The following is a 23,728-nucleotide window of genomic DNA, read 5'->3' as shown; positions in this document are numbered from 1 at the left end:
ATGTATTGAATGGATGATTCAGCGAATTTACTGTACTCAAAATATAGCGATTACTTCAACTGATCAGGTGCAATTCTTGTAGCACCCAATCGACAAATTTTTGTATTTGCGGTGAACTGTCTTGGCTCGAGTGGACTAAATAATATTTTCGGCTACCGTGCAATTTCTTATTTGATGCAATCACCAATTCTTTTTTTCTCAGTTCTGCTTCGATCAGCATTTGTGGAATCAGTGCCATACCCATGCCATGACTGGCTGCCACAGAAAGCATAGAAAATAGTTCATGTCGCTGACCATCAAATGGCTTGGGATGCTGAAGCTGATGGGCTTGAAACCATTCTTGCCAAATACTTGGACGGGTGGTTTGCTGTAATAAGGGCAATTGAAGCAATTCATCATCGCTTAAATTAAAACTGTGATCATCTGTCATTTCCGCAAGTGGGAAGTTGTTTTCAATCAATTGGGGGGAGCAGACGGGAACCACTTCTTCATCCATTAAATAATGCGCTTGAATGCCCGGCCAATGCTCAATTTGCTGTTGCGTTCCTGCAAAAATCGCCGCGTCAAAGACATTTTCATTAAACAAAAAAGGTTTGGTACTGGTTTCCAAATGCACGGTAATTTCAGGATGTTGCGCATTTAATTTATGTAATTTTGGCAACAGCCAACGTGTGGCAAAGGTTGGCACAACGCCCAGTTTTAAAGTACCGCCTAAGCCTTTGTGCGTCATGATATCTGAGGTGCTTTTTTCGATGCCTTGCAAAAAGGGTTTAATACTTTTTGCATATTGTTTGCCTGCTTCAGTGAGATCTACACCGTGACGCGTTCGGCTAAATAGCGTGACACCTAGATATTCTTCTAGCTGTTGAATTTGGCGTGACACAGCACTTTGAGTAATAAATAACTCTTGAGAAGCATACGTATAACTTGCGTGTTTTGCAGCAGATTCAAAGCAAATTAAGCTTTGCAATGATGGAATATTACGCCGCATAGATAAAGTCCTTTTTATCGAGAGGTATCACAAAATGGCATATAAGAATGATTTTCATATACCACTATAGTCTATAAATAAAGCAATCCATCGCTTAAATCAGTGGCTAAAGTGCTAAACACGCTGTGAACAAAGCTCAGGTATGCGAAAGGCGCATATCTACATGCAAATTAATCGTTTGAATGAATCACTTTTCACACATAGCATCGAATAAAACAAAGAAAGCCCGAAAAAGCAGAGGATGCGATGAATCAAATGGTCAATGTAAAAAAACCAAAAGTACAATTTAACTGGCAAGATCCGTTTCTTTTGGAACAGCAATTAACTGAAGAAGAACGCATGATTCGCGATACTGCGCATGCATACTGTCAAGAGCGTTTACAGCCACGTGTACTCGAACAATTCCGCCATGAAAAAACCGATGCATCTATTTTCCGAGAAATGGGCGAACTTGGCTTACTTGGCCCAACGATTCCAGAGCAATACGGCGGCGCAGGTCTAAACTATGTTAGTTATGGTCTCGTTGCACGTGAAATTGAATATGTTGATTCTGGCTACCGTTCAATGGCCAGCGTTCAAAGTTCTTTGGTGATGGTGCCCATTAATGAATTTGGCTCTGAAGCGCAAAAACAGAAATACCTACCAAAGCTGGCAACAGGCGAATACATTGGCTGTTTTGGTTTAACTGAACCAGATCATGGCTCTGACCCAGGTAGCATGATTACTCGTGCAAAAAAAGTCGAAGGTGGCTATCGTCTCACGGGTGCAAAAATGTGGATTACCAACAGCCCAATTGCCGACGTGTTTGTTGTTTGGGCGAAAGAAGTATCGCCTGAAGGTAATGTTGGTGACATTCGTGGTTTTATTTTAGAAAAAGGCTGGGAAGGTCTATCTGCTCCTGCAATTCACGGTAAAGTTGGCTTACGTGCATCGATTACCGGTGAAATTGTGATGGACAATGTCTTTGTCCCTGAAGAGAATGCTTTTCCAGAAGTACGTGGTTTAAAAGGTCCATTTACCTGTCTAAATAGTGCTCGTTATGGTATCGCTTGGGGCGCAATGGGCGCCGCAGAATTCTGCTGGCATACAGCGCACCAATATACTATGGACCGTAAACAGTTTGGCCGACCATTGGCAGCGAATCAGCTGATTCAAAAGAAACTGGCAGATATGCAAACTGAGATTGCCTTGGGTTTACAAGCTGCGCTTCGATTTGGACGTATGAAAGATGAAGGCATTGCTGCTGTAGAAGGCACATCATTAATTAAACGTAACAACTGTGGCAAGGCTTTAGATATTGCCCGTGTTGCGCGTGACATGATGGGTGGTAACGGCATTTCTGATGAGTTTGGTGTTGCCCGCCATTTGGTCAATCTCGAAGTCGTCAACACGTATGAAGGAACGCATGATGTACATGCACTGATCTTAGGTCGTGCGCAAACAGGCATCGCGGCTTTTGGTAACTAATTGAATTATATATCGATAAGGTGCTCTACATAGAGTGCCTTAGAGACTTTTTATGCAAAAATAAACTTAATCAATAAAGGATTCATCGTGAAACACTCTTGTAACTCTGTGCAATAGCCTGAGCAGTGATGAAATAAAAAGAATAAAAAAGGCAAATGTGCAGACGTAGGAATGCCGATGACTCATTTGGGAAAATGAGGAACAAGGAAATGAATAACGAAATGCGAAACGGAGCAGGAACGCTCAAATTGCCTTCTAACGTGGGCACGATGCATCGTATTACAAGCAACACTTGGAAAATGGCTTTTATTTTTGCCTTTATTTCCTTGGTGATTGATGGTGTAGACATCATGTTGCTGTCATTCAGCCTGACCAGTTTAAAGGCTGAATTTGGTTTAAGTACATTTCAAGCCGGAATGCTCGGTAGTTCTTCTTTAGCAGGGATGGCGCTGGGTGGTATTTCGGGTGGATGGGCGTGCGATAAATTCGGTCGTGTGAAAACTATTGCTTGGTCGGTAGTATTTTTCTCAATCATGACCTGTATCTTAGGCTTTACCCAAAGCTATGAACAATTTTTAATTTTACGTTTTATTGGCGCTTTTGGACTGGGTTCTCTTTACATGGCGTGTAATACGCTGATGGCAGAATATGTACCAACCAAATACCGCACAACGGTACTTGGGACTTTGCAAACCGGTCAAACCGTGGGTTATATCGTTGCAACGCTGCTGGCGGGTGCCATTATTCCAGATCACGGCTGGCGGATGCTATTTTATGTCACCATTATTCCTGCTGCTTTTGCCCTGATCTTTATGCGTTTTGTTCCTGAACCAAAATCTTGGCAGGAAGCAAAAATTGAGCAGCTAAAACGCCGTGAATTAAAACTTGAACCTGTACAGCAACATGCTGCAGTCAATCAAAATGCACCTTCTGAAAGTATTTATAAACGTATTTTTGGGCATACCAATCATCGTAAAATGTTCTTCTTTTGGATGTCGACCGCTGCATTTCTACAATTCGGTTACTACGGTGTCAACAACTGGATGCCAACGTATCTAGAAACCGAACTCAGCATGAACTTTAAAGCCATGACAGGCTATATGGTAGGCGCATATACCGCCATGATTCTGGGTAAAATTTTAGCAGGCTATGCCGCTGACAAGTTCGGACGTCGTATTACCTTTGTGTTTGGTACGGTAGCTACGGCAGCATTCTTACCGATCATCATTTTCTATAACACACCAACCAATATCGCCTATTTACTCGTAACTTTCGGTTTCTTATACGGTATTCCATACGGTGTAAATGCAACGTATATGGCAGAAAGCTTCTCGACGGACGTACGCGGTACGGCTATTGGCGGTGCTTACAATATGGGACGTTTAGGCGCAGCCATAGCACCAGCAACCATTGGTATGATTGCCGCTGGCGGATCATTCACTATGGCCTTTATTGTAATGGGTGCTGCGTACTTTATTGCAGGTGTTATTCCGGGCTTGTTCATTCGTGAACGTCAATATGATCCCCAGCAAGCATCACTTTCTTCAGATGCGGAAAAAGAAAAACTGGCAAGTGTAGATACATATGTTGATGATGCAGAACAAAAAGCATCTGCAAAAACTGCAACAGTAAAATAATTAAAAGATCTGTGCCATAGCTCAATACTATGGCACATCTGGAGTGAACTATGGGTGCATTAAAAGGAATTCGTGTATTGGACTTAAGCCGTGTTTTGGCAGGTCCTTGGTGCGGTCAAATATTGGCTGATTTAGGTGCAGAGGTAATCAAAATTGAGCGTCCAAAAGTGGGTGATGATACACGTATGTGGGGACCACCTTGGATGCCAAATCAGCAAGGTCAAGCGACGAAAGAATCAGGCTATTACCAATGTGCGAACCGCAATAAATATTCTGTAGCCATTGATATCGCCAGTGAAGAAGGGCAAGCCCTAGTCCGTGAAATTGCCCAAACTGCAGATGTCGTGATTGAAAACTACAAAGCAGGTTCACTTGCCAAATATGGTTTGGACTATGCATCACTCAGTACGCTAAATCCAAATATCGTATATTGCTCAATTACTGGTTTTGGTCAGGATGGTCCACGTGCGGAAGAACCAGGCTATGACTTTATCATTCAAGGTATGTCCGGTTTGATGAGTATTACTGGTGAATCTGATGATGTAATCGGTGGTGGCGCACAAAAGGTGGGAGTCGCTGTGGTCGACATTCAGACCGGACTGTACTCAACGATTGCAATTCAGGCGGCATTGTTAGCACGGCAACATACTGGACGTGGTCAATATATTGATATGTCATTACTCGATGTACAGGTAGCGGCTTTGGCCAATCAAGGTATGAACTATTTGACCTCGGGCAAAGCACCCAAGCGCATGGGAAATAATCACCCGAATATTGTACCGTATCAAACCTTTAAAGCTAAAGATAAAGAATTTATTATTGCCTGTGGTAATGACAAACAATTTAAAGATTTGTGTATTGCGATTGGCTATACAGAACTGCTAGATCAACCAAACTATTTACGTAATCAAGATCGAGTGAAGCACCGTGAAGAATTAATTCCATTATTGAGTGCTTATTTTCTCACTCAAGATGCTCAAGTTTGGGTTGATGCGATTCATGCGGTAAAAGTGCCAGTGGGTGTAATCAACTCTGTAGAAGACGCATTAAATGAACCGCAAATTCAACATCGTCAAATGGTTGTGAATATTCCACATGCTTTAAATCATGATTTTAAAGTGATTGGATCACCGATGAAATTATCTGATACGCCTGTAGAATACCGTCATGCACCGCCGCAGTTAGGGCAGCACACAATCGAAATTTTGTCTCAATTTAAAACTGAAGCTGAATTAAATGAATTGGCTGCACAAGGCATCATTGATCAACTCAATCATCCTGCAGCTTAAAATTTCATGGGATTATTCTTCAAACTATTCTTCAATATATGGGCTTAAACGCCTATGTGGAATGAGTGGAGTTAAAAGTTTAGACCGAAGGACTCCAATACTTCGGTCTTTTTCAATATCAATATTCATTTACGGAGTGCTTTTAATGTTAATTTTCTAGATAAAGTATAATTATTCATCAAAGCTTGGGCCTGCAATACGGTCTTTATTTTTTTGTATGAAAGAGATGTCCATACTTTTGCGCCTTGATATTTTTTCTTAAAGCTATAACATTCAAATTCTGGATTATACACAAACCAATTTCCGCAATGCTGCACGCAATAAGCATTTATATGCCTATTTTTCAAGTCTACTAATTGCACAGCAACATCATCGATACCACCTCCATTGATGAGAGTATAAGCCTTCAAACGAAATAAAGCCCTGCACAATGGCAAGGCTCTATTTTAATAACATTACATTGAATTTGTTCAGCTGCTTATTATTGCTGTATAAAATTCTGCAAAGCCTGATTAAATGCATCTGGCTGTTCGATGTTTGAAATATGCGATGCATTAATTTCAAATAATTGGCTATTTGCAATGCGTTCTTGCATGAATTGACCATCTGCAACTGTAGTTACAGGGTCTTGTTGACCTGCAATAATCAATACTGGGATGTGAATAGACGAGATTTCATTGCGTAAATCCGCTTTAGCCAAAGCTTCACAACAACTTGCATAACCTTCTGGGCTGCCAGCTCCGAGGTCGTTACTCAAAGATTGTACAGTTGCCGTGTTACTTTGGATAAAGGGTTCTGTAAACCATCGTGATGCTGCCGTTTCTGCAATTGGTTTCAGACCTTGTTGACGGACTAACTGTGCACGTTCATTCCAAGCTGATTCTTGCCCAATTTTTGCAGCGGTATTGCATACAATGACATGGTTAAAGCGTTCAGGATGATGTATTGCAAGCCATTGACCTGTTAAACCACCCATCGATATTCCACAAAATGTGGCCTGTTGAATATTTAAATGATCCAATAAATGGATGACATCTGTACCCAATTGATCAAGGCTATAAGGCCCTTGAGGGGCAGAAGATGCACCATGACCACGTGTATCATAACAAATGACAAAATAATCCTGCTGCAGCGACTCTATCTGAGGCTGCCACATGCTGAACTTTGTGCCTAAAGAGTTAGAAAAGACAATCGCAGGTTTGTTGGTATCACCAAAAGTTGCGTAATTAATCGTTGCATCATTGGATATAAATGTAGGCATATTTTGAATCCTTAATTTTATAAATCTCCTAAATCCCCCTATCAGAAGGAGGACTTTTATTGAGGATTAAACACGTTCAATAATCAAAGCGATGCCTTGACCGACACCAATGCACATCGAACAGAGGGCATATTGACCTGAAATTTCCTCAAGCTGATTTAACGCAGTCATAACTAAACGGGCTCCAGATGCACCTAAAGGATGACCCAAAGCAATAGCGCCACCGTTTGGATTAACATGTTTAGCACCATCTTCTAAACCTAATTCACGGGTAACCGCTAAGGCTTGAGCCGCAAAAGCTTCATTCAGCTCGATCACATCCATTTGTTCAAGGCTTAGACCTGTTTGAGCTAACAGCTTTTTGATGGCAGGCGCAGGACCAAAACCCATGATTTTGGGTTCAACACCCACCACCGTTGCTGCAATAATTTTGGCTCGTGGCTTTAACTTAAATCTGTTAACAGCATCATCTGAAGCAATCAGTAGTGCAGCCGCACCATCATTGATCCCTGAAGCATTGCCCGCTGTTACCGTCCCATCTGCTTTCACCACAGGTTTGAGTTTTGCCAAACCTTCTGCTGTCGTTGATGCACGTGGATGCTCATCTGTATCGACTATCAGTGGGTCGCCTTTACGCTGTGGAATGATTACAGGGATGATTTCTTTCTCAAAAAAACCATTGGCTTGTGCAGCAGCTGTACGGCGCTGACTTTCTAAGGCAAAAGCATCTTGATCAGCACGGTTAATATTGAATTGTTCTGCCACATTTTCAGCGGTTTGAGGCATGGTTTCCACGCCATACATTTGTTTGAGGATTGGATTGATAAAACGCCAACCCATGGTGGTGTCTTCTATCTTTTGGCTGCGTCCATAAGCACTTTCCGATTTACCCATAACAAAGGGCGCACGGGACATACTTTCAACACCGCCAGCAATAATTAAGTCTGCTTCATTTGCTTTAATTGCACGGGCTGCCATCGCAATTGCATCAAGTGATGAACCACAAAGTCGGTTTACAGTTGTCGCCGGAACTTGAAAAGGTACACCTGCAAGTAGCGACGACATTCGTGCAACATTACGGTTATCTTCACCGGCTTGGTTCGCGCAGCCATAAATCACGTCATCAACAGACTCCCAAGCAATACTTGGATTTCGCTGCATCAGTGCCTTAATAGGTAAGGCACCTAGGTCGTCGGTACGTACTGCTGCTAAACCGCCCGCATAGCGACCGAAAGGTGTACGGATTGCATCAATAATATAGGCATTTTTCATTTTATAAATCCTAAAAACTCAGCTCCTCCCTTTTAACGGGAGGTTGGGAGGGATTTACAGGAAGTTAATTTTTGAATATTAATCCTCCCAAAATCCCTCCTTTAATCAAGGAGGGACTTTTTGCTTTATGCTGTCGTATCTATCAGCTTTGCACCGGTCATTGACTGTAATTCGTCAAAGCTCAGACCCTCAACTTTTTCAATCACTTTCATGCCTTCAACTGTTACATCAATCACGCACAAATCTGTGTAAATACGATCGACACATTGCAGGCCTGTCGCAGGGTATGACAATTCGGCGACAATTTTCGGTTCACCTTTTTTGGTCACATGGTCTGTAGTAATAAAGACTTTTTTCGCCCCAACAGCCAAATCCATTGCACCACCTACAGCAGGAATTGCATCTGGCGCACCAGTATGCCAATTTGCTAAGTCACCATTTTGGGCAACCTGAAAAGCGCCTAATACTGCAATATCTAAATGCCCGCCACGCATCATGGCAAAAGAGTCACCATGGTGAAAAAAGCAGCCGCCCGTTTGCATAGTGACAAACTCTTTTCCTGCATTAATTAATTCAGGGTCTTCTTCGCCTTTAGCCGGAGGAGGACCAAAAGCCAAAAGGCCATTTTCTGAATGTAGAAAAACATCTTTGTCTGTTGGTAAATAATTTGAAATTTTAGTGGGCAAGCCAATGCCTAAATTGACATAAGCGCCATCTGGAATATCTTGTGCAACACGTTCTGCAATTTGATCACGGGTTAATTTGGTATAGCTCATGGTTCTTTCCTCACGTGATTTATGCAGATTGCTCAAGCTGTGCAGGTTGAACAGCCACAACATGTTGTACAAAAATACCAGGGGTAATAATGTGCTCTGGGTCCAATGCACCAAGTTCAACAACTTCAGAAACCTGAGCAATTGTCACATCTGCTGCCATAGCCATAATGGGGCCAAAGTTACGCGCTGATTTGTTGTAAACCAAGTTGCCCCAGCGGTCGCCCTGATGTGCTTTGATTAAAGCAAAATCAGCTTTAATTGGATTTTCGAGAACAAAATCTTTGCCTTCATAATTGAGTGTAGGTTTGCCTTCTGCCAGCAACGTACCGAAACCAGTTGGTGTATAAATTGGACCCAACCCCATACCTGCAGCCTGAATACGGCAAGCCAAATTACCTTGTGGTACAAGCTCAAGTTCTATTTTTCCTGCACGATATAATTCATCGAACACCCAAGAGTCGGATTGGCGAGGGAAAGAACAAATCATCTTACGGACAGCACCAGCTTTGAGTAATTTAGCAAGTCCATAGTCACCATTACCTGCATTGTTGTTGACGATGATGAGATCTTTGATGCCAAGTTCTATCAATCCATCAATCAGTTCAGCAGGCTGACCAGCCGTACCGAAGCCGCCGATCATAATGGTTGATCCATCCTTAATTTGAGAAAGTGCTTCTGTTAAGGAAGCGGTACTTTTATCAATCATGCTACGATCCTTCATCAAGAACGATAAAACTATTTACCTGACTAACCACTTCAGTCATGCAAGGCAGATAATCTTTTATTTCAAATATTTACAAACTTAAAAAAGCAAAAAATGGATTCCAATCATGTGCTACACAACTGGAATCCAATCGCATCAGCTGTCATCACTACGAACAGAAGAGGGATGACGATTTAAAGCCATAACTTCAATATTCATATACGGGTAAAGGGGCAACCCTTGTAAAATGTTGTGTAGCTCTTCATTGCTTTCAACATCAAAAATACTGATATTTGAATATTGACCAGTAATCCGCCAGATATGACGCCATTTACCTTGACGTTGTAGATCTTGTGAATAAGCTTTTTCTACAGCTTTAATTTCATTGGCTTTTTCTACTGGCATATCTAATGGAATATTGACATCCATGCGTACTTGGAAAAGCATTTTTCACTCCTAGCTAAATGTTATGTGCGACGTAAGTCATCAATTTTGTTTTCATCAATTTCAATCCCTAAACCCGCTGTGGTCGGAATCTTGAGTTCGAAATCTTGATATTGAAGTGGGGTTTTTAAAATTTCTTCAGTTAGCAGTAATGGACCAAAAAGCTCTGTGCCATAAGCTAAATTGTCAAATGTAGAAAATGCATGTGCCGATGCAATAGTGCCCACAGGGCCTTCAAGCATGGTTCCACCATATAAATCGATACCCGCAAGTTTGGCGATTTTAGAAACCTCACAGCCTTCGATTAAACCGCCAGACTGTGCAACTTTGACTGCAAAAACAGATGCAGAATTGTGCCGCGCAAGTTGATATGCCGTTTGCGGGCCCATCAGTGATTCATCTGCCATAATGGCTATATCAAAACGACGAGTTAAACGGCGCATCGCGTCAATGTTATCGATCGCGCAAGGCTGCTCAATCAGATCAACACCACCATCTTGTAACATTTGAATGCCTTTAATGGCATCTAGTTCAGACCATGCACGGTTGACATCCACACGAATAGAAATGTCCGAACCTAACGCTTTTTTTATGGCTAATACATGCTCAACATCAGCTTCAACGGGGCGTGAACCGATTTTAAGTTTGAAAATATTATGTCGTTTTGCCGCAATCATTTTTTGTGCTTCGGCAATGTCTTTTTCTGTATTGCCAGACGCAAGTACCCAAAGAACTGGTAAGCTATCACGTAAGCGACCGCCCAATACTTCACTCAAAGGCTGATTTAAACGCTGCGCTAAAATATCGAGTAGCGCAGTTTGAATGGCACATTTAGCAAAGCGATTGCCGTTAATATTACGTTTAATGGCTTGCATGGTTTGAGCTACATTCAAACCAGTGAGGGTTTTCAGTAAAGGACTAAAATAAGTTTCAATATTGATTCGAATGCTTTCAGGGCTTTCTTCACCATAGCCTAGACCACCAATCGTCGTCGCTTCACCCCAACCGATATAACCATCTTCGGTGGTGATTTTAATCAAAACAAGGGTTTGCGTTTGCATGGTTGCAACAGCCATCTTGTGTGGACGGATTGTTGGGATTTCCACGAGCAGGGTTTCAATCGACTTATACATCTTGCGTATTTCTTATCTATCCAACTATTTATATACCCTAATTTAATGTAATATCTTTAACTAGAGCGATTTTGGTATTTTTAGATACTTAAAAGGTATATAAATGGAATTAAGGCACTTACGTTACTTTGTCACCGTGGTTGAAGAGCAAAGTATTACCAAGGCAGCAGAAAAATTATGTATTGCTCAGCCGCCTTTGAGCCGCCAAATTCAAAAACTTGAAGAAGAACTGGGGATTACCTTGTTTGAGCGTGGTTCTAGACCCGTGAAAACCACAGAAGCAGGTATGTTCTTTTATGAGCATGCTGTACAGATATTGACGCATACCGCCCAGGCCACAACCATGGCACAGCGAATTAATGCCGTCGATAAAACTGTCCGCATTGGTTATGTCAGTTCGCTTTTATACGCATTATTGCCACAAATTATTTATTTATTTCGACAACGTAACCCAGATATTCATGTTGAACTCATAGAATGTGGTACACGCGATCAGATTGAAGCCTTAAAAACCGGTCGAATTGATATTGGTTTTGGACGACTGCGATTAACAGATCCGTCTATTAAACGTATTTTATTAAGAAAAGAAGCGCTACGTTTAGCTATACATAAAAATCATCATTTGGCTGAATTTAAAGACAAAGGCATTTATCTTTCTCAAATTTTAGATGAACCAATTTTTGCCTACCCTACGACACCTAAACCGAATTTTTCCACCCTCATCCAATCCATTTTTACCGAATTAGGACTTGTGCCTAAACATTTAACCGAAGTGCGTGAAATTCATATGGCTTTGGGCTTGGTGGCGTCGGGAGAGGGTATTTCTCTGATCCCTGAAAGTGCCAGTGATATTGGGATGAAAAATTTGATGTACATCCCAATCTTAGATTTGGAAGCCTATAGTCCAATCTCTTTGTCGGTGCGCAATATGGATCATAGTAATTACATTCCAAAGATACTGGATTGCATTCGCGAAGTCTTTTTTGAAGAAAATATCGATTTACGCGCTATCGATGCAGATGCATAACTGATCAAGGTTTGATGATTGATGTTTCTTAAAATCCACGATTCAGATGATAGAGTCTTATGGAACATCAACAAATTTAGCCCAAAGCATCCTGATAAATACAAGACTGAGCTATTTCAAAAACCTTTTCATCTTCAATCTTTAATTGATCGTATTGCTGCATTTTTTGAATCATCCATTCAAAGTCTGACGTTTGTGGTGCTTGGGTCTTGCCAAAATTCTGAATAATGCTTTTGATCCGATGAAAAGCCTCGACGTGAATCTGCTCAGAACAATCAAAACGGATGATGTGATATTGCTTTAACAAAGAAAATATTTCTGAGAAATACGTTTGTTGAAGCAGATCGTTTTGCGCTTTTTGGATGGCAAGATGGATTGCGTTTAAGGTATTAGGATGTTTTTCTGCCCAATCATGGGTAAAAGCCAAAACTTTATCTGGAATATGATCAATAATATCTTGGCTATTGACGATAATACGACTATGGCCTTGTATTTCAGCTTGTGTATTCCACGGCTCTCCGACACAAAATCCATCAATTCGTCGCGTTGATATTGCTTCCACTATATAAGGCGGTGGAAGAGTTGAAAAGGTCTGCGTTTGAGCGAGTTCCGTGTCGGCAAGTGCCAGCCATTCTCTTAAAATATAATGATGAATCGAATGCTGAAAAACATGCGCCAACTGAATCGTTTGATTCTGTTTTATCGCCGATGCAATTTTCTCTGCTGAATTTTTTGGTAGATCTAATGCATGGATATTTAATTCATAGCACAGCTTTTGACTCAAACTAATATAAGCACAATTAGTACTGAGCGTCATTGATGTTTGCAAAGAGATGCCGAGATGGTCTTTGCCCGTCACAGACGCAGGCAGCATGGCCGATAAGCAATGGGCAGCATCTAAAAAACCAAAAGCTAGACGGTCGCGTAAACTTGCCCAAGACGGTTCTTGAGTCAGTGTGACATTTAACCCTTGTTCAGCAAAATATCCTTGATGTTCTGCCCAGAGCAAAGCAACACAGTCGAGTAAAGGAATATAGCCCAATTGAATATCTGTTTTTTCAAGCTTTTGCATGGTTTATTCCTTAAATTGAGACTGTAACAACGCTTGCGCATCAAGCAGCCGACGCGCCATTTCACCCATTGTCATACGGTGACTCATGGCATTTTTTCTCAGTAAATTAAATGCTTGATCTTCGGTTAAACCATGCATTTGTATTAAAAGCACTTTGGCTTTTTCAATATCTTTTCGATCGGCCAGTTTGCACTTGGTTTCAGCCAAATCATTCAGTAGTTTTTTATGCTTTTTATATTGTTCAATCGAAATTTCTAAAATGCTATTCAAACGTGCAGGGTCAATGCCATCGACAATATAAGCCGTGACACCTGCATCAATCGCGCTTCGGATAATTTCGAGACTCGAATTTTTAGTGAACAGAATAGTCGGTAAGTCAAATTGACTGACACAGCTTTCAATGACATCGCGATGCGGGTGATCCATATCCAATAAAATCACATCTGCCTGAATATTTTGCAGATATGACATATTTAAATGATCAATTATAAAACTGGCGACCACATCAAAGTCATGCTGAATTAATGAGGCTTGAATAAATTCAGCGCGTTCTTGATCATCATCAATCAGGGCTATTTTTAGTTTTGGCATGCAAACACTCAGACAGAGCCAAACAGATACGTATTGAGCTTGCTAAGCAAATTAAATGCCAAATCTAAAGGCAATACAAAATATAAATCTGCTTCTATGTTTGAGCATAGTTATGTGCGCATTTTTAAATTGAACCATTTCCATGCACTGATCTTGTGCAGGGCTGAACCACGCTTGAACATTTAGCTGCATCTCTATAGGCACATTGACTATCTATTTACCTTAATTCGCTTAATTTCTGACAAGTCGGCGTTCAAAGCCGCAATGTAAAGATGAATTGAAGTCGAAAATAAAAACTTGGCATGGCTCGTGCTTAATATTTGTTGAGTCAATGAAGACTCTAAAAATTTGTTAGACGGCCAACGACGTCCGTTCTGATCGACTCTGTTATGTGTTAGCGACATAACCGAGTAATTCATGCGTTCAGTTCAGTCAGGAGAAGGTTATGTCTTCAAATTTAAATGCCAAAAAAGCCACAAAAATAAGTCTATTTAATTTTTCTTCAGCAGCAATGCGGGCCTTCCACATGAGTTGGCTCGCATTCTTTGTTTGCTTCTTTGCATGGTTTGCCTGTGCGCCGTTGATGCCAGTGATTGCAGGCGAATTTCACCTGACTAAAGATCAAATTGCCAATATTAATATTGCCGCGGTTGCAATCACGATTTTAGTCCGCCTGATTGTCGGCCCTTTGTGTGATAAATATGGCCCGCGTAAGACCTACACAGCATTATTAATTGTCGGCAGCATCCCAGTCTTTGGGGTTGCATCTGCGAATAGCTATGAATCTTTTCTTTTCTTCCGCTTGCTGATCGGTGCGATCGGCGCAAGCTTTGTCATCACGCAATACCACACTAGCATTATGTTTGCGCCTAATGTGGTGGGTACAGCCAATGCGGCAACAGCAGGCTGGGGTAATGCCGGCGGCGGTGCAACTCAAGCCCTCATGCCTTTATTGCTTGGCGCACTCGTTATGTTTGGAGTAGAGCAAGCGATGGGCTGGCGCATTGCACTGATTCTACCGGGTGTAATGATGCTGATCGTAGGCGCGCTGTATTGGAAATTTACCCAAGACTGCCCGCAAGGCAACTTTAAAGAACTGCGTGAACAAGGCGTTGCAGTCGGTTCAGATAAAAAAGGCGGTGTAGCCATTCTCATGCACGCTGCACGTAACTATCGCGTATGGATTTTATTTGGCGCTTATGCAGCTTGCTTCGGCATTGAAATCTTTATTCACAACATTATTGCGCTGTATTACGTCGACAACTTCCAATTTGGATTAAAAGAAGCGGGTATGGCAGCAGGGATCTTCGGTCTATTGGCACTGTTTGCCCGCGCGCTCGGCGGCATTGTTTCAGACAAAGTCGCGACTACCAAAGGCTTGGATGGCCGTACCAAAGTTCTGTTTGCGATGATTCTGCTAGAAGGACTGTTTTTAATACTGTTCTCGCAAATGAGCACGCCAATCTTCGCCATTCTTGCCATGACAGTCTTTGCGCTCTTCACCCATATGGCGTGCGGCGCAACCTATGCCTTGGTGCCATTCATTGACCGTGATGCTTTAGGCGGCGTGGCAGGCATTATCGGCGCAGGCGGTAACGTTGGTGCGGTAGCTGCAGGATTCTTGCTTAAAGGCATGTTGGATATTCAAACCACGCTGATGGTGCTTGGCGGTTTGGTGGTGATTGCTGCAAGCTGTGTGCTGATGATCCGCTTCTCTGTAGAGCATAAAGAAAAAGAACAGCGCTTATTTGAACAAGCTGTGAATGAAAGAAATCTAGCTGAAGTTCAAAACTAATACAAATAGCAGCCTAAGCGTATAGAGGCTTAGGCTGTGCAAAAGAAAATATTGCGGAGAAAGAATATGAAAATCATCATGATTGGACATGGCATGGTTGGCCACAAGTTTATCGAATCTGTACTGGAACACGCAGGTGATGATGTTGAATTAACCATTTTAGCTGAAGAGCCGCGTCTAGCTTACGACCGTGTGCACTTAACTGAATACTTCAGCGGCAAGTCAGCGAAAGACTTAACCCTGTGCCGCAGCGACTTTGCTGATGCATACGGTATAGATTTACGCCTGAGCACCAAAGCAGTTGAAATTGATCAGTGCAATAAAACGGTCACGACCAATCACGGTGATATTCTTTCTTTTGACAAGCTGGTGCTCGCAACAGGTTCATATGCATTTGTGCCGCCAATTCCAGGAAATGAGCGTGAAAACTGCTTTGTGTACCGTACCATTGAAGACTTGGATGCCATCCGTGCCGCAAGCTTCAATGCTAAAACAGGTGTGGTGATCGGCGGCGGTTTATTGGGTTTAGAAGCAGCAAAAGCGCTGCGTGATTTAAACTTAGAAACCCATGTTGTTGAATTTGCACCACGCTTAATGGCAGTTCAGATTGATGATCTAGGCGGTAAAGTTTTACGCTCGAAAATTGAAAATCTAGGTGTTAAAGTCCATACGCAAAAAGCAACATCTTGCATTGAAGACGGTGCAAATGCGAAGCATGTAATGAAGTTTGGTGATGGTTCTGAACTGGAAACCGACATCATCTTATTCTCTGCAGGTATCCGCCCACGCGATGAATTAGCGCGCCAAAGTGGTTTAGCCATTGGTGAGCGTGGCGGTATTGTAATTAACGATTATTGCCAAACTTCAAACCCTGACATTTATGCAATTGGTGAATGTGCGCTTTGGCAAAATAAAATTTATGGCCTAGTTGCGCCGGGCTATGACATGGCACGTATTGCAGCAAAGCATGTGATGGAACAAAACTGCACGCTTTTCGCTGGTGCAGATATGAGCACCAAGCTGAAACTGATGGGAGTTGATGTTGCATCTGTAGGCGATGCGCATGCAATGACACCAAATTCTTTAAGCTATTTCTATGCAGATGAAGCAGCTCAGGTTTATAAAAAAATTGTCGTGAATGCAGAGAAAACTAAGCTGCTAGGTGCAGTATTGGTGGGCTGTGCTAAAGAATACAATGACCTGCTGCAAATGATGCTGAATGGCTTAGAAGTTCCAGAAAGCCCAGAAAGCCTAATCATGCCTGGCTATGCACAATCTGCAGGTAAATCGGGCGGAAGCGGTGTCGATCTGCTGCCAGACAGCGCAACGATTTGTTCATGTAACAACGTCTCTAAAGCAGATATTTGTTCAGCCATTGCTGACGGATCGACTTCTTTAGGCGCATTGAAAAAATGTACTAAAGCTGCAACAGCTTGCGGCGGCTGTGCGCCATTAGTCACTCAAGTACTTAAATCGGAGCTTCAGCGTCAAGGTGTAACTGTAAATAACCATTTATGTGAACACTTTGCTTATTCACGCCAAGAGCTCTATCACTTGGTACGTGTGAACGAAATCAAAACCTTTGATGACCTGATTCAACAGCATGGCCATGGATTAGGCTGTGATATCTGTAAACCGACGGCAGCCAATATCCTAGCGTCATGCTGGAATGACTTTGTACTTAAACCAAGCCATGCGGGCTTGCAAGACAGTAATGACTACTACCTCGGCAATATTCAAAAAGACGGTTCATATTCAGTAGTACCTCGTATGGCTGGCGGTGAAGTTACTCCGGACGGATTAATTGCCGTGGGTCAAATTGCCAAAGAATATGGTCTATATACCAAACTTACAGGCGGTCAGCGTGTTGATATGTTTGGTGCACAAGTGCATCAACTGCCTGAAATCTGGGAAAAATTGATTGCTGCTGGTTTTGAGTCTGGCCATGCCTACGGCAAATCACTGCGTACGGTGAAATCTTGTGTCGGCAGTACTTGGTGCCGTTATGGCGTGGACGATTCAGTCGGCTTGGCGATTTATTTAGAGAACCGCTACAAAGGCCTTCGCTCACCGCACAAACTGAAAATGGCTGTGTCGGGCTGTACCCGTGAATGTGCTGAGGCGCAAAGTAAAGATGTGGGCGTGATTGCGACAGAAAAGGGCTGGAACCTTTATGTATGCGGCAATGGCGGTATGAAGCCACGTCACGCAGAGCTTTTGGCATCAGACTTAGATACGCAAACATTGATCAAATACATTGACCGTTTCTTTATGTTCTACATTCAAACAGCAGACCGTTTGCAGCGTACTTCTGTATGGCGCGACAACATGGAAGGCGGTTTAGATTACCTGAAAGATGTCGTTGTGAATGATTCGCTTGGCGTAGCGGGTGAACTTGAACGCCGTATGAGCCATGTTGTGGGTACATATCAAGATGAATGGCGTACTGCTGTAGAAGATCCTGAAGTACGTAAACGCTTTGTGACTTTCGTGAATGCAAAAGCAGAACAGCAAAATGATCCGCATATTCAGTTTGCATCCGTTCGCGGTCAAATCAGACCCAAAACAGAAGCTGAACGCGATTCGTCACGCATTCCAGTGGTTGAAGCTTAAGAGAATAACGAATTTAAAACTTCTTTTATTTGATTTACATCCTTATTCGGTTTCTCGTTAAAGCGGAAACGAAAGATGGTGAACTAAAAGAAGTTTAAAAAAGGATGAAGAATATGACAATTTTAAAAGAAATGAATGATTTAGACTGGTTTGATGTTTGTGCATTAGAAGATATTACGCCAAATACAGGTGTGGGCGCACTGATTGAAAATCAGCAAATTGCGATATTCCGTGTCGGTGAAGAAAAGCGGGTTTATGCACTGAGCAATCAAGATCCGTTTAGTCAAGCCTATGTTATATCCCGCGGTATTATTGGTGACTTGCAGGGTGAGCGTGTTGTGGCATCACCCATTTATAAACAGCATTTCAGCCTTGCTACTGGACGCTGCTTAGAAGATAAAGACCAAAAACTCTTGGTTTTTCCAAGCAAAATTGAAAATGGCCGTGTGCTGATTAGTCCAACTGCTCAAAAAACCTATATTACCAATAACGCGCCATCGTCTGAGTTGATGAAACTTGTTTTGGTCGGCAATGGCTTAGCAGGTATGCGTTGCTTAGAAGATCTGCTGGATATGGCGCCAGAGCGTTATGAAATTACGGTCATTGGTGAAGAACCTTGGGGTAATTACAACCGAATTATGCTTTCCCCTGTGCTTTCAGGTGATAAAACCATTGAAGATATCATGCTGCATTCACATGCTTGGTATAAAGACAAAAATATCCGTTTTGTAGCAGGTGATGCGGCGGTACGCATAGACCGTCCGCGCAAGCAGGTATACACAGAAAAAGGCTTGGTCATCGATTATGACCGTCTGATTTTAGCGACAGGTTCTAAGCCATTTATTCCGCCTATACCGGGAACTGACTTAAAAGGTGTTCTCAGCTTCCGTGATATTTATGATGTAAACCGCATGCTGGATTACTGTAAATCTAAGCAAAATACAGTGGTGATTGGCGGCGGTTTACTTGGCCTAGAGGCTGCGTATGGCCTGAAACAGCGTGGCATGAATGTCACAGTACTGCATTTGATGGATCGTATTATGGACCGTCAGTTAGATGAAAAAGCCAGCTTAATGCTCAATCATGCGATTGAACAAAAAGGTATAAAAATCATGACCGCAGCAAATACCCAAGAGTTGATGGGTGAAGATGGCCATGTGAAGCAGCTGCGTTTGCAAGACGGTACTGTTTTAGATGCAGATCTTGTGGTTTTTGCGGTGGGTATTCGTCCGAATATTGAGCTTGCGCAAAGTGCAGGACTGCGCTGCGGCCGCGGTGTCATGGTGAATGACACCATGCAAACTTTTGATCCGAGTATTTATGCGGTGGGTGAATGTATTGAACACCGAAGCCAAACTTTCGGTTTAGTTGAACCGCTTTGGGGACAGGCATTCATTTGTGCATCGCATTTGGCCGAACATGGCAGCTTAACCTTCAAAGCGCCTACGGTTCCGACGCAGTTAAAAGTCAGCGGCTGTGATGTTTTTTCTGCAGGCAACTTTGAACCGTTGGATGATTTTGAAGACATTATTTTGAATGATGAAAAACGCCAAATCTATAAACGCATTATTATTCAAAAAGATAGAGTGATTGGTGCTGTGCTGTTTGGCGATACTGAAGACGGGGCATGGTATGCAGAATTGATTTCAGATAAAACTCCAATTTCAAGTATCCGAAACAAATTGCTGTTTGGTAAGGATTTTGCATTAAAGAAAGCAGGGTAATGCGTCTTTAATTTTGAAAGTCCCTTCTCCCACTGGGCGAAGGTTAGGATAAGGGGGCTTTTCATATAAATCCTCTCCCACTTGCGGAACTATGTTCCTCATCCTTTAAAAGGAGAGGGAACTTCCTATATGAATTAAGTGTTGATTAAAAATCTACTTATGCAAGTAGTCTAATATTAAAAATTATTGCAATACCTCGTTAGAATTGGAAAAGGAGCCAGCAGAAGTGAATAGCATCCCGATAGTGGAACTGCATAGCTCCACAGAAAATAAAATTAAAACAACGCAAACCACTTGTCCATATTGCGGTGTCGGCTGCGGCGTGAGCGCAACAGTTGAACAGACAGCTTTAGGGCAAAAAGTGAGCGTGACTGGCGATGCGAACCATCCATCAAACTATGGCAAGCTGTGCATTAAAGGCAGTAACTTAGCCGATACGATTGGATTAGAAACACGTGTTTTACAGCCGATGCTTGGGCGTCAAACATCACCATTTCATACTCGTCAGGCTACAGATTGGAACACAGCAACAGCACTGATTGCCGAAAAATTTCAGCAATGTATAGATCTTTACGGACGTGAAAGCATCGCTTTTTATGTGTCGGGCCAACTGCTGACGGAGGATTACTATGCCGTTAACAAATTTGTCAAAGGCTATTTAGGTACTGCAAATATTGACACCAATTCACGGCTTTGCATGTCATCGGCTGTGGCGGCACATAAGCGTGCATTTGGTGAAGACCTTGTACCAGCAAGCTATGAAGACTTTGAGCATACAGATATGGTGGTGCTGGTCGGATCCAATACAGCATGGTGCCATCCCGTGCTGTATCAGCGCATTATGAAAGCCAAAGAAGAACGTGATTTGTTCGTGGTGGTCATTGATCCGCGCTTTACCAGTACCTGTGAGGCTGCAGATTTGCATTTGCCAATTTTACCGGGGCAAGATGTCGCACTGTTCAACGGTTTGCTGCAGTATTTAGTACAAAATAATCATAGTGATGTAGATTTTATCACCAAACATACTCAAGGTTTGGCGCAAGCGCTGGAGCAAAGTAAAACAGAAGCTTCTATGACAGCAGTTGCTGAGCGTACAGGTATTTCTTTAGAAAAATTACAGCTATTTTTTGAAAAATTTGCGCAAACTGACAAAGTTATGTCGCTATTTTCTATGGGGGTTAATCAGTCTTCGCGCGGTGTAGACAAAGCCAACAGTATTATTAACTGCCATTTGCTGACTGGCAAAATCGGAAAATTAGGTGCAGCGCCTTTTTCTATGACAGGTCAGCCCAATGCGATGGGCGGCCGCGAGGTTGGCGGCTTAGCCAATATGCTGGCTGCGCACTTAGATGTCGATAACACAGCGCATCAGGCATTAGTACAAGCGTTTTGGCAAAGTCCATTTATTGCCAATAAAGCGGGATTAAAAGCGGTTGATCTGTTTCAGGCGGTTGAAAGCGGCAAAATAAAAGCCATCTGGATTATGGCGACAAATCCTGTTGTGAGCTTGCCAGATGCAGATAAAGTCAAACGTGCCTTAGAGCAATGCGAGTTTGTAGTGGTGTCGGATATTTGCAAAGACACAGACACAGCAATATATGCAGATGTGCTTTTACCTGCATTGGGCTGGGGTGAAAAAGACGGAACCGTTACCAATTCTGAACGCCGTATTTCACGTCAAACTGCTTTTTTAGATGCGCCGGGTGAAGCCAGAGCAGACTGGTGGTCTATTGCACAAGTTGCGAAAAAGATGGGTTATAGCGGTTTTGACTACAGCAGCAGCTATGACATATTTATTGAACATGCAAAATTATCTGCTTATCAAAATGCGCCTTTAGATCAACGTGATACCACTGAGTCTTTTCGCTACTTTAACTTGCAGGGTTTAAGTAAGTTATCTGCACAAGATTATGCTGAATTAAAGCCCGTGCAATGGCCAGTTTGGCAGTTAGATCAGAGCGCTGATGCAGTCAGCCGTTTGTTTGCAGCAGGCCAATTCAGTCATGCCGATGCCAAAGCTAAGTTTGTAGCAACAACCGCTATTGACCCTTTGAACAAGATTTGCGGCGAATATCCGCTGGTTTTAAATACTGGCCGTATCCGTGATCAATGGCACACCATGAGTCGTACAGGTTTATCTGCAAACTTGAGTACACATATCGCCGAACCATTTTGTGAAATACACCCGCAAGATGCACTGAAGTTTGGTGTTAAAGATGGTGAACTGGTTGAGGTGAAATCTAACTGGGGCTTATGTATTTTACGTGCGCAGGTCAGCAATAAAATTCGGCGCGGTCAAATCTTTGCGCCAATTCATTGGAATGACCAAGTTGCATCGGATGCGCGTATCGGCAAAGTAGTGAATCCTGTGGTCGATGCGCTTTCAGGCGAACCTGAATTTAAACACACGCCTGTATTTGTGCAGCCGTTTTATATACAGTGGCAAGGTGTACTGTATGTACGTGACGGCTTTGAGCAAATGGTGCAAAACACCATTCAAAACACGGTTTGGTGGACCAAAATTAAAACAGCGAAAGCGACACGTTTTGAGTTGGCAGATCGTAAAAAATTTAGAAACACTGTCCAGCAGCTGAAAACATTACTGCCATTTACCGATGAAAGCTTTGAATGGCTGAATTTGGAAGATCAAACTGCCGATTTGAGTCATACCGTGGTGCTGCAAGATGGGCATTTAATTGCCAGTCTATATATTGCGCAACGCTCTATGCTGCCAGACCGTGATTGGATTGCTGGCATGTTTAAGCGTGAACGACTAAGCGCAATGCACCGCAAAGCGCTGCTGGCAGGTCAGCCGATGAACATGACCAACAGTGCAGGTCCGCTGGTGTGCAGCTGCTTTAAAGTCGGTAAAAATACCATTATCGAAACCATTAAAGAAAAGAATATTACCCATGAAAAACAAGTTACTGCATGTTTAAAGGCTGGCGGCAATTGCGGTTCGTGCTTATCAGAAATTCGAGGCTTAATTAAAGCCTGTCAGATGGAGTACGCAGAATGATGAAGAAAATCACCAAATCAGTAGGCTATCCAGAAACAGACTTGGTTATTTTGGCGGGCGGTCAGGCCCGCAGAATGAACGGCATGAATAAAGTGCTGCAAAAATTTGATAATGAAATTCAGCTGATTAAGATCCATCAGCAGTTGAAATCACGGGCTGAAAATGTCTGGATCAACAGCCATCGCGATCATTCGATTTATAAACGGCTCATTCCCTCGATCCGCTTTTATCAAGATGATGAAGCCGGATTTTTAGGGCCATTGATGGGGATGAAAAGCGCGTGGTCACATGTTGAGTCTGATTATGTTTTGTTTGTCCCGTGCGATGTGACCTATATCCCGAAGAAAGTGCTTTCGAGATTGCATCAGGCCATGCAGCGGGATCCCTTGTGTGAAGTAGCTGTAGTGGAAATTAATGGCAAAGCGCTGTATCCATTTTGTTTGCTGAAACGAAGCAGTCTCACAATGCTGCAGGTGTATCTTGATCAAAAACAGCGCAGTTTAAAGGGGTGTTTTAGTAAAATGCACATGCAAGTTGCACGTTTTCAAAATAATGCACTCTTTTTTCACAGCATTAACTCTCTAGATGAGCTGCAGCAGCACCGTCAGCTGAATTTTCTCTAAAAGCTGTACCTTTTGCGGAGCTTTCATTTCAAATAATGAGCCTAATGTGCTGTTTTTGAACCCAGAGAGAAAATCTACAGCCAATATGAAGCTTTTGAGCATGATATCTAGAGATAAAACAGACTGCTTTTATACCTTAGATAATGGGCTTAACGGCAATTTATATTTTTAATTGCTATTAGTTATTTATAAGTTATTGATTTTGTGTGTCAAAAAAACAAACCAAATCCTCTGAAATAAATATTCAAAAAAGCGCAAAGTTGGAACACTTATTGCAATTTTTACTGCAAG

The 23,728-nt window shown here is 42.4% G+C and carries 19 protein-coding genes; 9 read left to right on the top strand and 10 right to left on the bottom strand.

All coding sequences use genetic code 11. The annotated features are described in order from the left end of the window. Positions 1-55: 55 nt before the first annotated feature. Complete coding sequence (locus tag FTV27_RS14710) at positions 56-991, bottom strand: LysR substrate-binding domain-containing protein (RefSeq protein ID WP_180079137.1); 936 nt, start codon at positions 989-991, stop codon at positions 56-58. A 246-nt stretch (positions 992-1,237) separates the two neighbouring features. Here FTV27_RS14710 and FTV27_RS14705 point away from each other — a divergent pair, with 246 nt between their 5' ends. The 3 genes from FTV27_RS14705 to FTV27_RS14695 all read left to right on the top strand — a co-directional run bounded on the left by FTV27_RS14705 (position 1,238) and on the right by FTV27_RS14695 (position 5,384). Continuing rightward, positions 1,238-2,458: an acyl-CoA dehydrogenase gene (locus FTV27_RS14705; protein ID WP_180023660.1), complete on the top strand. Its 1,221-nt coding sequence runs from the start codon at positions 1,238-1,240 to the stop codon at positions 2,456-2,458. A 209-nt stretch (positions 2,459-2,667) separates the two neighbouring features. Beyond that, a complete protein-coding gene (locus tag FTV27_RS14700) occupies positions 2,668-4,095 on the top strand; it encodes an MFS transporter (RefSeq protein ID WP_180079136.1) in 1,428 nt (475 codons plus the stop codon). A gap of 50 nt (positions 4,096-4,145) precedes the next feature. Further along, positions 4,146-5,384: a CaiB/BaiF CoA-transferase family protein gene (locus tag FTV27_RS14695; protein WP_180079135.1), complete on the top strand. Its 1,239-nt coding sequence runs from the start codon at positions 4,146-4,148 to the stop codon at positions 5,382-5,384. 125 nt (positions 5,385-5,509) lie between these two features. On the opposite strand, the gene FTV27_RS14690 is transcribed toward FTV27_RS14695, so the two are convergent. The 7 genes from FTV27_RS14690 to FTV27_RS14660 all read right to left on the bottom strand — a co-directional run bounded on the left by FTV27_RS14690 (position 5,510) and on the right by FTV27_RS14660 (position 10,973). Beyond that, on the bottom strand, positions 5,510-5,794 hold the full coding sequence (locus FTV27_RS14690; protein WP_257230024.1) for a hypothetical protein: 285 nt from the start codon (positions 5,792-5,794) through the stop codon (positions 5,510-5,512). Between the two features lie 71 nt (positions 5,795-5,865). After that, positions 5,866-6,645 carry a 3-oxoadipate enol-lactonase gene (gene pcaD / locus FTV27_RS14685; protein ID WP_180079134.1) on the bottom strand — a complete coding sequence of 260 codons (780 nt, stop codon included), beginning with the start codon at positions 6,643-6,645 and terminating at the stop codon, positions 5,866-5,868. Positions 6,646-6,711: 66 nt separating this feature from the next. Beyond that, positions 6,712-7,917, bottom strand: coding sequence for a 3-oxoadipyl-CoA thiolase (gene pcaF / locus FTV27_RS14680; RefSeq protein ID WP_180079133.1), 1,206 nt, complete (start codon positions 7,915-7,917; stop codon positions 6,712-6,714). A 125-nt stretch (positions 7,918-8,042) separates the two neighbouring features. Further along, positions 8,043-8,693 (bottom strand): 3-oxoacid CoA-transferase subunit B, encoded by a 651-nt coding sequence (locus FTV27_RS14675; RefSeq protein WP_078193766.1) that lies wholly within the window; start codon positions 8,691-8,693, stop codon positions 8,043-8,045. A 19-nt stretch (positions 8,694-8,712) separates the two neighbouring features. Next, positions 8,713-9,399, bottom strand: a complete 687-nt coding sequence (locus tag FTV27_RS14670; protein WP_078193765.1) for a 3-oxoacid CoA-transferase subunit A — start codon at positions 9,397-9,399, stop codon at positions 8,713-8,715. A 153-nt stretch (positions 9,400-9,552) separates the two neighbouring features. After that, entirely contained in the window at positions 9,553-9,843 is a 291-nt protein-coding gene (catC, locus tag FTV27_RS14665) for a muconolactone Delta-isomerase (RefSeq protein ID WP_078190886.1), read from the bottom strand. Between the two features lie 20 nt (positions 9,844-9,863). Next, a complete protein-coding gene (locus FTV27_RS14660; RefSeq protein ID WP_180079132.1) occupies positions 9,864-10,973 on the bottom strand; it encodes a muconate/chloromuconate family cycloisomerase in 1,110 nt (369 codons plus the stop codon). Between the two features lie 103 nt (positions 10,974-11,076). Here FTV27_RS14660 and catM point away from each other — a divergent pair, with 103 nt between their 5' ends. Continuing rightward, positions 11,077-12,000 (top strand): cis,cis-muconate-binding transcription regulator CatM, encoded by a 924-nt coding sequence (gene catM, locus FTV27_RS14655; RefSeq protein ID WP_180079131.1) that lies wholly within the window; start codon positions 11,077-11,079, stop codon positions 11,998-12,000. Positions 12,001-12,076: 76 nt separating this feature from the next. On the opposite strand, the gene FTV27_RS14650 is transcribed toward catM, so the two are convergent. Both FTV27_RS14650 and FTV27_RS14645 read right to left on the bottom strand, forming a co-directional pair. After that, complete coding sequence (locus tag FTV27_RS14650; protein WP_180079130.1) at positions 12,077-13,072, bottom strand: ABC transporter substrate-binding protein; 996 nt, start codon at positions 13,070-13,072, stop codon at positions 12,077-12,079. A gap of 3 nt (positions 13,073-13,075) precedes the next feature. Beyond that, positions 13,076-13,663 carry an ANTAR domain-containing response regulator gene (locus tag FTV27_RS14645; RefSeq protein ID WP_180079129.1) on the bottom strand — a complete coding sequence of 196 codons (588 nt, stop codon included), beginning with the start codon at positions 13,661-13,663 and terminating at the stop codon, positions 13,076-13,078. A gap of 445 nt (positions 13,664-14,108) precedes the next feature. Between FTV27_RS14645 and FTV27_RS14640 the strand changes: the two genes are divergently transcribed. The 5 genes from FTV27_RS14640 (at position 14,109) to FTV27_RS14620 (ending at position 23,437) form a co-directional block, all read left to right on the top strand. Then, positions 14,109-15,458, top strand: a complete 1,350-nt coding sequence (locus FTV27_RS14640) for an MFS transporter (protein ID WP_180079128.1) — start codon at positions 14,109-14,111, stop codon at positions 15,456-15,458. 66 nt (positions 15,459-15,524) lie between these two features. After that, positions 15,525-18,071 carry a nitrite reductase large subunit NirB gene (nirB, locus tag FTV27_RS14635; RefSeq protein ID WP_111884678.1) on the top strand — a complete coding sequence of 849 codons (2,547 nt, stop codon included), beginning with the start codon at positions 15,525-15,527 and terminating at the stop codon, positions 18,069-18,071. 113 nt (positions 18,072-18,184) lie between these two features. Continuing rightward, positions 18,185-19,795, top strand: a complete 1,611-nt coding sequence (gene nirD, locus FTV27_RS14630; RefSeq protein ID WP_180079127.1) for a nitrite reductase small subunit NirD — start codon at positions 18,185-18,187, stop codon at positions 19,793-19,795. Positions 19,796-20,021: 226 nt separating this feature from the next. Next, positions 20,022-22,814 (top strand): nitrate reductase, encoded by a 2,793-nt coding sequence (locus tag FTV27_RS14625; RefSeq protein WP_180079126.1) that lies wholly within the window; start codon positions 20,022-20,024, stop codon positions 22,812-22,814. Then, positions 22,814-23,437 carry a molybdenum cofactor guanylyltransferase gene (locus tag FTV27_RS14620; RefSeq protein WP_373687160.1) on the top strand — a complete coding sequence of 208 codons (624 nt, stop codon included), beginning with the start codon at positions 22,814-22,816 and terminating at the stop codon, positions 23,435-23,437. The genes FTV27_RS14625 and FTV27_RS14620 overlap by 1 nt, the downstream gene beginning before the upstream one ends. Positions 23,438-23,728: the final 291 nt, after the last annotated feature.

This window comes from Acinetobacter sp. YH12251 (assembly GCF_013417465.1).
GTDB lineage: Bacteria > Pseudomonadota > Gammaproteobacteria > Pseudomonadales > Moraxellaceae > Acinetobacter > Acinetobacter amyesii.
Note: the sequence above shows the minus strand (reverse complement) of the source record. Positions and strands in the feature narration are given on the sequence as shown.

What these genes read in the sequence shown, in the direction of transcription:
- FTV27_RS14675 (WP_078193766.1), bottom strand. Translation starts at nt 8,693, where the DNA reads ATGAGCTATACCAAATTAACCCGTGATCAAATTGCAGAACGTGTTGCA.
- FTV27_RS14660 (WP_180079132.1), bottom strand. Translation starts at nt 10,973, where the DNA reads ATGTATAAGTCGATTGAAACCCTGCTCGTGGAAATCCCAACAATCCGT.
- FTV27_RS14650 (WP_180079130.1), bottom strand. Translation starts at nt 13,072, where the DNA reads ATGCAAAAGCTTGAAAAAACAGATATTCAATTGGGCTATATTCCTTTA.
- FTV27_RS14710 (WP_180079137.1), bottom strand. Translation starts at nt 991, where the DNA reads ATGCGGCGTAATATTCCATCATTGCAAAGCTTAATTTGCTTTGAATCT.
- catM (WP_180079131.1), top strand. Translation starts at nt 11,077, where the DNA reads ATGGAATTAAGGCACTTACGTTACTTTGTCACCGTGGTTGAAGAGCAA.
- catC (WP_078190886.1), bottom strand. Translation starts at nt 9,843, where the DNA reads ATGCTTTTCCAAGTACGCATGGATGTCAATATTCCATTAGATATGCCA.
- FTV27_RS14620 (WP_373687160.1), top strand. Translation starts at nt 22,814, where the DNA reads ATGAAGAAAATCACCAAATCAGTAGGCTATCCAGAAACAGACTTGGTT.
- nirB (WP_111884678.1), top strand. Translation starts at nt 15,525, where the DNA reads ATGAAAATCATCATGATTGGACATGGCATGGTTGGCCACAAGTTTATC.
- FTV27_RS14640 (WP_180079128.1), top strand. Translation starts at nt 14,109, where the DNA reads ATGTCTTCAAATTTAAATGCCAAAAAAGCCACAAAAATAAGTCTATTT.
- FTV27_RS14700 (WP_180079136.1), top strand. Translation starts at nt 2,668, where the DNA reads ATGAATAACGAAATGCGAAACGGAGCAGGAACGCTCAAATTGCCTTCT.
- FTV27_RS14705 (WP_180023660.1), top strand. Translation starts at nt 1,238, where the DNA reads ATGAATCAAATGGTCAATGTAAAAAAACCAAAAGTACAATTTAACTGG.
- pcaD (WP_180079134.1), bottom strand. Translation starts at nt 6,645, where the DNA reads ATGCCTACATTTATATCCAATGATGCAACGATTAATTACGCAACTTTT.
- pcaF (WP_180079133.1), bottom strand. Translation starts at nt 7,917, where the DNA reads ATGAAAAATGCCTATATTATTGATGCAATCCGTACACCTTTCGGTCGC.
- FTV27_RS14670 (WP_078193765.1), bottom strand. Translation starts at nt 9,399, where the DNA reads ATGATTGATAAAAGTACCGCTTCCTTAACAGAAGCACTTTCTCAAATT.
- FTV27_RS14645 (WP_180079129.1), bottom strand. Translation starts at nt 13,663, where the DNA reads ATGCCAAAACTAAAAATAGCCCTGATTGATGATGATCAAGAACGCGCT.
- nirD (WP_180079127.1), top strand. Translation starts at nt 18,185, where the DNA reads ATGACAATTTTAAAAGAAATGAATGATTTAGACTGGTTTGATGTTTGT.
- FTV27_RS14695 (WP_180079135.1), top strand. Translation starts at nt 4,146, where the DNA reads ATGGGTGCATTAAAAGGAATTCGTGTATTGGACTTAAGCCGTGTTTTG.